The 8,624-nt window shown below is 68.7% G+C and carries 10 protein-coding genes and 1 pseudogene; 9 read left to right on the top strand and 2 right to left on the bottom strand.

From position 1 onward, the window contains the following. Positions 1-109 precede the first annotated feature (109 nt). Both BN13_RS14280 and fahA read left to right on the top strand, forming a co-directional pair. Positions 110-973: a hypothetical protein gene (locus BN13_RS14280; protein ID WP_157038603.1), complete on the top strand. Its 864-nt coding sequence runs from the start codon at positions 110-112 to the stop codon at positions 971-973. Positions 974-976: 3 nt separating this feature from the next. Next, complete coding sequence (gene fahA / locus BN13_RS14285) at positions 977-2,176, top strand: fumarylacetoacetase (protein WP_048547927.1); 1,200 nt, start codon at positions 977-979, stop codon at positions 2,174-2,176. Here fahA and BN13_RS19360 read toward each other — a convergent pair. Together BN13_RS19360 and BN13_RS20985 are read right to left on the bottom strand one after the other, a co-directional pair. Beyond that, positions 2,173-2,319: an RDD family protein gene (locus BN13_RS19360; protein WP_162199967.1), complete on the bottom strand. Its 147-nt coding sequence runs from the start codon at positions 2,317-2,319 to the stop codon at positions 2,173-2,175. The two genes, fahA and BN13_RS19360, sit on opposite strands and share 4 nt — an antisense overlap. A gap of 46 nt (positions 2,320-2,365) precedes the next feature. Beyond that, a pseudogene (locus BN13_RS20985) lies at positions 2,366-3,121 on the bottom strand (RDD family protein); the annotation flags it as partial. A gap of 67 nt (positions 3,122-3,188) precedes the next feature. Here BN13_RS20985 and gabT point away from each other — a divergent pair. From gabT to BN13_RS14320, 7 genes are all read left to right on the top strand, one after another. Then, positions 3,189-4,520 (top strand): 4-aminobutyrate--2-oxoglutarate transaminase, encoded by a 1,332-nt coding sequence (gabT, locus tag BN13_RS14290; RefSeq protein ID WP_048547928.1) that lies wholly within the window; start codon positions 3,189-3,191, stop codon positions 4,518-4,520. 67 nt (positions 4,521-4,587) lie between these two features. Further along, on the top strand, positions 4,588-5,616 hold the full coding sequence (locus tag BN13_RS14295; RefSeq protein ID WP_048547929.1) for a DUF4037 domain-containing protein: 1,029 nt from the start codon (positions 4,588-4,590) through the stop codon (positions 5,614-5,616). A gap of 99 nt (positions 5,617-5,715) precedes the next feature. Next, positions 5,716-6,489, top strand: a complete 774-nt coding sequence (locus BN13_RS14300) for a hypothetical protein (protein ID WP_048547930.1) — start codon at positions 5,716-5,718, stop codon at positions 6,487-6,489. Next, a complete protein-coding gene (locus tag BN13_RS14305; RefSeq protein ID WP_048547931.1) occupies positions 6,486-7,073 on the top strand; it encodes a histidine phosphatase family protein in 588 nt (195 codons plus the stop codon). Before BN13_RS14300 ends, BN13_RS14305 begins: the two co-directional genes overlap by 4 nt. After that, on the top strand, positions 7,070-7,870 hold the full coding sequence (locus BN13_RS14310) for an SDR family NAD(P)-dependent oxidoreductase (RefSeq protein WP_048547932.1): 801 nt from the start codon (positions 7,070-7,072) through the stop codon (positions 7,868-7,870). Before BN13_RS14305 ends, BN13_RS14310 begins: the two co-directional genes overlap by 4 nt. A 33-nt stretch (positions 7,871-7,903) precedes the next feature. Continuing rightward, positions 7,904-8,308, top strand: a complete 405-nt coding sequence (locus tag BN13_RS14315; protein ID WP_048549231.1) for a VOC family protein — start codon at positions 7,904-7,906, stop codon at positions 8,306-8,308. Then, a complete protein-coding gene (locus BN13_RS14320) occupies positions 8,305-8,598 on the top strand; it encodes a winged helix-turn-helix transcriptional regulator (protein ID WP_048547933.1) in 294 nt (97 codons plus the stop codon). Before BN13_RS14315 ends, BN13_RS14320 begins: the two co-directional genes overlap by 4 nt. The last annotated feature ends 26 nt before the right edge of the window (positions 8,599-8,624 follow it).

Genomic DNA, 8,624 nt, shown 5'->3' on the forward strand with positions numbered 1-8,624 from the left:
CCTTCCGAACTTGAGCACGTCGTACGTTCTTGAGCACGCCTTGGAAGGCGTGCTCAAGAACGTACGGCGTGCTCAAGTTCGGAAGGGACGGGGCGGTTACGGTTGGGGGGTGTCACCGATGCCGCGCGCGCTGCTCACCGCCCTGTTCGACGACGCGGCGGTGTTCCCGCCGGCGGCGCTCAGCCTCGCCGACGCCCTCGCCCAACACCGCACCCACCGCGAGGGCCCGTATGCCGATCTGGTCGGCCCCCTACTCCTCTCCCCCGACATGGTGGAGCCGGCGGCGAGCCTGTGGACCCAGACCGGAGCAGCCGGCCCCCTCGATCTCGTGGTGGTGGCCCGGCCGGGCGCCGACCTTGGGGCGCTCGCGGGGGCGACGCGCACGGCCCATACGGATGACAGACTGGACCTGCGCGGGGCCGAGTTCGGGTGGCAGCCCGACTGGCGGGACGCCGACATTCAGGCGCCGCGCCTGGTCGTCGAGCTCCCCCGCGGGTTCGACCAGGCGCTTGCCCTCACCGATGCCGCCGTCGCCCACGAGAGCGAGGCCACCGACATCCTGGTCAAGTTCCGCACCGGCGAGACCCCGACGTGGCCGTGGCCCGACGAACGCGAACTCGCCGAAGTCCTCAGCGCCGCCGTCGCGATGGAGGTCCCGCTCAAGCTCACCGGCGGACTCCATCACCCCGTCCGCGGCGACTATCCCGTCCTCGGATCAGCGGCCAAAGAGCCGCAGCACGGCTTCCTCAACGTTCTGGCCGCCGTCGCCGCCGCCGCGGGAGGTATGCCGCGCCCCGTCCTGGCGACCTGGCTCGCCTCCCGCGACCCCGAACCCCTCCTCGCCGCGCTCGCCGACCTGACCCCCGCCGCGGTGACGAGGGTGCGCGGGGCCTTCGCGGCATACGGCTGCTGCGCGGTGTCCGACCCCATCGCCGGGCTCATCGAGCTCGGCCAACTCCACGGAAGTGAGTGACCGATGAGCTGGTGGCACGACCTGCCCGCTGACGAGGCCTTCGGCCTGGAGAACCTGCCGTATGGCGTGGCCGACCTCCCCGGCGGCCCGCGCGTCGTCGTCCGCGTCGCCGATCACGCGCTCGACATCGCGGGCCTCGCCGAGCGCGCCGGGATGGAGTCGGGCCGTGTCTGGGACTCCCCCAGCCTCAACGCCTTCCTCGACCAAGGCCCGGAGGCCTGGGCCGCCGCCCGGGCGTGGCTGCAGGAGACCCTGCGCGGCACGGAGCGCGACGACTGCGTCGCCACGCACCTGCACCCCCTGGCCGACCTCACCCTAAGGCTGCCGATCGACGTCGCCGACTACGTCGATTTCTATGCCAGCGAGCATCACGCCACCAATGTCGGGCGCATCTTCCGTCCCGACTCCGAACCTCTCACCCCCAACTGGAAACACCTGCCGATCGGCTACCACGGCCGCTCCGGCACCATTGTGGTCTCGGGCACCGACATCGCCCGGCCGAGCGGCCAGCGCAAGGCCCCGGCCGACCCGGCGCCGACGTTCGGACCCAGCCGGCGGCTCGACATCGAATGCGAGTTGGGCTTTGTTGTCGGAGGCGCCAGCATGATCGGCGAACCCGTTCCCCTCGACCACGCCTGGGACCACATTTTCGGTGTCGTCCTGCTCAACGACTGGTCGGCGCGCGACATCCAAGCCTGGGAGTACGTCCCGCTCGGTCCCTTCCTCGGGAAAAGTTTTGCCACGTCGATCTCGGCCTGGGTGGTGCCGATGGCCGCCTTGGCGAGTGCCCGCGTCGCCCTGCCGGGCCAGGACCCGGTGCCGCTGCCCTACCTGCGCGGGGACGCGGCATACGGCCTGGAGATTGCGTGCGAGGTCGACTGGAATGGCACGGTCGTGAGTCGGCCGAACTATCGCGACATGTACTGGTCGCCCGCGCAGATGCTGGCCCACCTGAGCGTGAACGGGGCGAGCATCCGCAGCGGTGATCTCTTCGGCTCGGGCACGATCAGTGGCCCCGAGAAGGAGTCGCGCGGGTGCTTCCTGGAACTCACCTGGAGTGGCCAGGAGCCCGTCACCCTGGCCGACGGATCGCCCCGGACGTTCCTCGAAGACGGCGACCGAATCGTGTTGCGCGCGAGCGCAACCGGTGCCAACGGCAGCCGCATCGCGCTCGGTGAATGCGCCGGGACGATCCGCCCCTAGGAGCGCTTCGGCTGCTGGCCGCGCACCACGACGGTGTCGGCCATCTTGTCGTGCAACGCCTGCCGCTTGGCGTCGCGCAGTGGGAACAGCACGTCGGCAAGCGAGATGAGTGAGCCGATGAAGCCGAACAACCCGGGGATCACGCCCAGGATGTTGGTAAAAACGGAGATGGCCTGCCGGCCGCCGCAGAGCCGCGACGAGGGTGAGCGGCCCGGGCGCGCCGACCCGGCGCACGCTGATCCCGACCGCGCGCTTGCCCGGAGTCGCCCCGCTGCGGGTCAGGAAGAACACGTGATAGATCAGGTGCACGGCGAGCGTGAGGCCGAGATAGGCCAGGAAGTAGCCGGAGTTCAGCTGGTCCGAGAGGTTGCGGGAGAGGTTCTCCATCGCGCTCGTGTCGTCACGCTGGGCGGCGTCCATGAGGTCCTTCCACCACGGAGCCATCGCCTTCCAGATCAGCCAGCCACCGAGGATCCCCGAGATCACCCCGGCCAGCAGCGAGTCGAGGATCGAGGCACCGACCCGCTGCCAATAGCCCGCGAGCGGGACGCCATCGGGAGTCACCGGCCCGGCGTATGGCGGTGTCTGTTGCCACTGTTGCTGCGGTTGCCCTGGCTGTTGCCCCGGCCACTGCTGACCCGGCTGTTGCCCCGGCCACTGCTGACCCGGCTGTTGACCCGGCCACTGCTGCTGACCGCCGCCCGCGGCGGGCGGGCCGGCCTGCGGGGTTCGCCAGCCATAGGGGTCAGCGGGCTCCTGCCCGACGGGCGACTGCGCTCCAGGCTCACCCCCTGGCGCCGTGGGGGGCGCCGGGACGATCGGGGCGGGGGCCGCCTCCCGGGTCCGGCGGGGGGCGACGTGCGCGGTCCATACGATGCCATCGAAGTAGCGCAGTTGGTCGGCCTGATGCGGGTCGTCGTACCAGCCCGGTGAGGTCGGCGTCATTACTAAATCCTGCCATGCTCACCAGCGCCCTCCGACCGCCTTGACGCCACGCCCTAGGATCGGCCGCATGATCGAGCAGCGCCGCATCCTCAACACCGCCATCCCCGGCCCGAAGTCGCACGAGCTTCATCAGCGGAAGTTGGCGTCGGTCTCGACGGGGGTGAGCACCGGCCTGCCGATCTATGTCGAGTCCGGACAGGACGGGATCCTGCGCGATGTCGATGGCAACCAGCTCATCGACTTCGGCTCCGGCATCGCCGTCACGAGCGTCGGCAATGGCAACCAGCGGATCATCGATGCGGTGCAGAAGCAGATCGCCGACTTCACCCACACCTGCTTCATGGTCACGCCCTATGAGGAGTACGTCGAGGTCTGCGAGGAGCTGAACAAGCGGACGCCCGGAAGCCACGAGAAGCGCACGGCGCTCTTCAACTCCGGGGCGGAGGCGGTCGAGAATGCGGTCAAGGTGGCCCGGCACTACACCGGCAAGGATGCGATCGTCGCCTTCGATCATGCTTACCACGGACGCACCAACCTGACCCTGGCGATGACGGCCAAGAACATGCCCTACAAGCACAAGTTCGGGCCCTTTGCCTCCGAGCTTTACCGCGTGCCGATGGCCTACCCCTACCGCTGGCCGGGCGGCGAAAAGCACTGCGAGGCAGAGGCTTTCAGCTATATCACCGACCAGATTCATGCCCAGATCGGCGAGGAGAACACCGCGGCCGTCATCATCGAGCCGATCCAGGGAGAGGGCGGTTTCATCGTCCCGCCGCCCGGCTTCCTGCCCGCGCTGGCGCAGTGGTGCCGCGACCACGACATCCTCTTCATCGCTGACGAAGTGCAGTCCGGCTTCTGTCGCAGCGGTGACTGGTTCGCCGTCGATCACGAGGAGGTCGTGCCGGACATCATCGTCACCGCCAAGGGCATTGCCGGCGGTATGCCGCTCTCCGGCATCACCGGTCGCGCCGACATCATGGACACCATCCACGGCGGCGGCCTGGGCGGGACCTATGGCGGCAACCCCGTCGCCTGCGCCGCGGCGCTCGCCTCGATCGAGACGATGGAAGCCGACGACCTGGCCGGTCGGGCGCGCGAGATCGAGGGCATCCTCAAGGCTCGCCTCGGCGAGTTGTCGGAGAAGTATGAGCAGGTCGGGGAGGTGCGTGGCCGCGGCGCGATGATCGCGATGGAGTTGGTGGAGGATCGCGTGACGAAGGCGCCTGCCGCCGCTCTCACCGGCGCGATCAACAAGGCCTGCCACGAGCGCGGCCTGGTTACCTTGACCTGCGGCACCTTGGGCAATGTCTTCCGCTTCTTGCCGCCGCTGACGATTAGCGACGACTTGCTCAACGAGGGCATGGACATCTTCGGCGAGGCCTTCGCCGCCTCGGTCTGAGTCGCGTGGATAAGGTCTGTGCTTTGGCACCGTATGTGGTGCCAAAGCTCAGGCCTACCCGTGGGTCATGAGCGCAGCGGTGCAGGGACTCGCGCTGGCGCGCACCTACTTCGTTGAGTTGGTCTCCCCCGTGCTCCGGCAGGAGTTCCCGAATCTTGGGTATGCCGCGGCTCGCCTCGGCACCGGATCGGACGTCCTCGGACTGGACGACGAGATGTCGCGCGATCACGACTGGGGGCTGCGCCTGCAGTTGTTCGTCGGCGAGCGCGACGTTGACCGAGTCAGCGTTACGTTGGACCAGCAACTCCCCCAACGATTTCGGGGCTTCCCGATCCGGTTCGGGATGTCGGGCGACCCGACCGAGCGGGTGCGGATCGACGTGTCCACGCTCGACCGGTTCGCGCAGGAGAACCTGGGCTTCGACCCGCGCGGCGACCCGTCACCATACGACTGGCTGAGCCTCACCGGTCAGGCGGCTCTCGACGTCACCGCCGGTGAGGTCTTCCGCGACGACGCCGGCGACCTGACGGCCCTACGCGAGGCCCTGGTGTGGTGGCCCGATGACCTCTGGCGCTATCTCGTGGCCTGCGACTGGCAACGCCTCGACCAGGAACTTCCGCTGATGCAGCGGGCCGGCGACCGCGGCGACGATCTCGGCTCGCGGGTGATCGCCGGGCGCCTTGTCGACGTGGCGATGCATCTCGGGTTCCTGCTGTGTCGCCAGTGGGCGCCCTATTCCAAGTGGCGCGGCACACTCTTCACTCGGTTGCCGCTCGACCCCGCAATCGGGACAGCACTGGGCCAGGCGCTCCGAGCCGACGATTGGCACGCCCGAGGGGCCCACCTCGCGAGCGCCCTAGAAGCACTGGCCACCCACCAGCGACGAATCGGCTTGCCCTCGGCCACGCCTGTCGCCGTCCCGTTCTGGGACCGGCCATACCTCCATGTCGATCCACACCTCGTGCCCGAACTCCCGGACAGCATTGACGACCCGCTAGTGCGCGACCTCCCGCCCGGGCTCGGCAGCATCGAGCAGCGAACCGACAACGTCGATGTGTTGATGCACCCGGCCCGCCGCCGTGCCGCCCTGGGCTGAGAATCCCGCGGCGCTAGAGTGGCCAGGTCGCGACCTCGGCGGGAGAAGACCCGCGCGGGCTGACACGTCGACCTCCTTCATCAGAGAAAGGACGGCGTTATGCGCGAAGACTTGCACCGCCTAGACCGACTCGCCACCGCAGTCAGCGGCGATCCGAGTGTCATCGCGATCTTGGGCCTCGGCTCGGCCGGCCAAGAGACGCACCGCTTTGACGATCACTCCGATATCGACTTCTTCGTCGTCGTCACGGACGCGGACGCCAAGCGTCGCTACCTCGACGACATCGCCTGGCTTGGCGGCTTCGGCGGCGAAGTGATCTACGAGTTCGTCAATGACCCGAACGGCCGCAAAGCGCTCTTCGCCGACGGCCTCTTCCTGGAGTACGCCATCTTCACGCCGGCGGAGCTCCAGGCCCTCCCGCTGAGCGGCGTCCGCGTTGTCTGGAGCAGACCGGCCTTCCACTACGACGAGATCGATCCTCCCGCCAGAGGCGCGCTCGATACCGTCGAGTTCCATCTCAACGAGGCCCTGACCAATCTATTCGTGGGACTTCATCGACAGCTGCGCGGCGAACGCCTGACGGCCATGCGGTTCATCCAGGTTTATGCCGTCGACCGGGTCCTCGCGCTCCAGCGCCTTGACCCAGGCACGACCTGGGCCGATCCGGACCCCTTCGAAGCCACCCGTCGGGTGGAGAGCACGCGCGGCGGCGACCAACCGGACTACTCCCGGATGGCCCCGGGATACGGCAACAATGTCGACGGCGCTCGCGCAATCCTTGCCTGGCTGAACACGAACTACCCGACAGACCCGCACATCGTCAGCGCCATCGAGGACCTATTGGCGACCGCAGCCTCGGCGTCGACAGCATGACACCGCGTCGTTCGGTCTGGTTCCTCACCCACCCGCAGGTCGTCGTCGACCCCGACACTCCGGTTCCGCACTGGGGTCTTTCGGCGGTGGGTCGGCAGCGGGCCGCCGCCATCGCCGGCGCGCCCTTCCTCGACGCCGTGACAGTCGTGTGGGGATCGACCGAGACCAAGGCGCGGGAGACCGCGGAGCTGGTGGCGGGCGGCATACCCCGGCTTGAGTTGGCACAGTTGGGTGAGAACGACCGCAGTGCAACGGGATTCGTGCCACCTGAGCAGTTCGAGGAACTCGCGGATGCCTTCTTCGCCCACCCCGAACGAAGTGTCCGAGGCTGGGCGACGGCCGCCGACGAGCAGGCCCGGATTGTCGCGGCGCTCGAGTCGGTTCTCGCGGACCCTCGTTCCGGCGACGGCGATATCGTCATCGTCGCCCACGGCGGCGTCGGCACGCTGTTGCTGTGCCACCTCCTGGGCCAGGCCATCACGCGCGATCTCGACCAGCCAGGCCAAGGACACTTCTTCCGTTTCGACCGGGACACTCGCGCCCTCGCCCACGGCTGGCGGCCACTGGAGAACCTGCAGATATGAGGACACCGCCACCATTCGACCTCAGCGGCCGAGCAGCTCTCGTCACGGGTGCCGGCTCCCCGACAGGCATTGGGTATGCCGCGGCGCGCCTCCTCGGCGACCTCGGCGCGTCTCTCACTCTCGCCGCCACCACGGACCGGGTGCACGAGCGCGCCGCAGAACTGGGGGCGCGCGGCATACCGACGCTCGGGGTGGTCGGCGACCTCACGCGGGAGGAGGACGCGAGTTCCCTTGTTGCGCAGGCGTATGCCGCACACGGGCGCCTCGACATCCTGGTCACCAACGCCGGCATGGTGTCCGCGCTGGACGGTGACTACCTCGCTGGCTCCATCGACGAGACCGACCCGCAGCGGTGGCGGGCGTCGCTGGCGCGGAATCTCGACGCGGCATACCTCACCTGCCGCGCAGCCCTGCCCCACCTGCGCGCGAGCGGCGCCGGCCGGATCATCCTGGTCTCCTCCGTGACCGGGGCCGCGATGACCATGCGGGGCGAGGTGGCGTATGCCGCGGCCAAGGCCGCCCTCGTCGGGCTCGCGCGCGCGTTGTCCGTGGACGAGGCGCGCCACGGCGTCACCGTCAATGTCGTCGCGCCGGGCTGGATCGCCACCGGCTCCCAAACACCTGGCGAGGTGACCGAAGGCGAGCTGGTTCCGGCCGGCCGATCCGGCACCGCCGACGAGATCGCCGCCGCCATTGCCTTCCTCGCCTCTCCCGGCGCGGCATACATCACCGGCCAGGTCCTGCTCGTCGACGGCGGCAACTCGATCGCCGAGGAGCGCCGGACCCCCGGCCCTTGACGTGTCCACTTGCATTTTGCAAGTATGCCGGTCATGAGCCTCTTCATCACCTGCCCGGTCGACAACGTCGAGCGGACGACCGCGTTCTACACCGCTCTCGGCTGGACCCTCAATCCCGAGATGTCCGACCACAATGTGTCCTGCTTTGCTCTCGCGCCGGAGCAATACCTGATGCTCTGCAGCCGCGAGGGGTATGCCAGTGTCGGCGGCACCGAGGACCTGATCGGCGGGCCGGACACTCCCTCGAAGGTCACCGTCTCCTTCGACCTCGACAGCCGCGAGGCGGTCGATGAGCTGATCGAGCGGGCGGCTACCGCGGGCGGGCGGATCGGCGACACCGACGACTATCCGTTCATGTACCAGCGCCAGTTCGACGACCCCGACGGCTATCACTACTCGCCGTTCTGGATGAAGCCGGACGCCGAACCGGGCGCGTGAGCGATCTCGCCGCCGCTCTCGACATCGTCGGCGCGCGCTGGGCCCTACTCATCGTGGAGCGCCTGCTTGACGAACCCCAGCGGTATGGCGATCTGCAGCGCGACCTCGGCGTGCCGACGAACATCCTGGCCACCCGGCTGCGCGAACTCGAAACAGCTGGCGTGCTCTATCGGCTGCCATTGCGCCACAACACCCGCGCCTATGCCCTGACCGACCGAGGCCGCGACCTGCGCGAGGCGATCGCCGCCCTAGGCCACTGGGGCGCCGCCCACCCTCCGCTGACGCAATAACCTGCGGCGGACGCAATAGCTATTGC

Source organism: Nostocoides jenkinsii Ben 74, from assembly GCF_001046875.1.
GTDB classification, from domain to species: Bacteria; Actinomycetota; Actinomycetes; order Actinomycetales; family Dermatophilaceae; genus Nostocoides_A; species Nostocoides_A jenkinsii.

What these genes read in the sequence shown, in the direction of transcription:
- fahA (WP_048547927.1), top strand. Translation starts at nt 977, where the DNA reads ATGAGCTGGTGGCACGACCTGCCCGCTGACGAGGCCTTCGGCCTGGAG.
- gabT (WP_048547928.1), top strand. Translation starts at nt 3,189, where the DNA reads ATGATCGAGCAGCGCCGCATCCTCAACACCGCCATCCCCGGCCCGAAG.
- BN13_RS14295 (WP_048547929.1), top strand. Translation starts at nt 4,588, where the DNA reads ATGAGCGCAGCGGTGCAGGGACTCGCGCTGGCGCGCACCTACTTCGTT.
- BN13_RS14300 (WP_048547930.1), top strand. Translation starts at nt 5,716, where the DNA reads ATGCGCGAAGACTTGCACCGCCTAGACCGACTCGCCACCGCAGTCAGC.
- BN13_RS14305 (WP_048547931.1), top strand. Translation starts at nt 6,486, where the DNA reads ATGACACCGCGTCGTTCGGTCTGGTTCCTCACCCACCCGCAGGTCGTC.
- BN13_RS14310 (WP_048547932.1), top strand. Translation starts at nt 7,070, where the DNA reads ATGAGGACACCGCCACCATTCGACCTCAGCGGCCGAGCAGCTCTCGTC.
- BN13_RS14315 (WP_048549231.1), top strand. Translation starts at nt 7,904, where the DNA reads ATGAGCCTCTTCATCACCTGCCCGGTCGACAACGTCGAGCGGACGACC.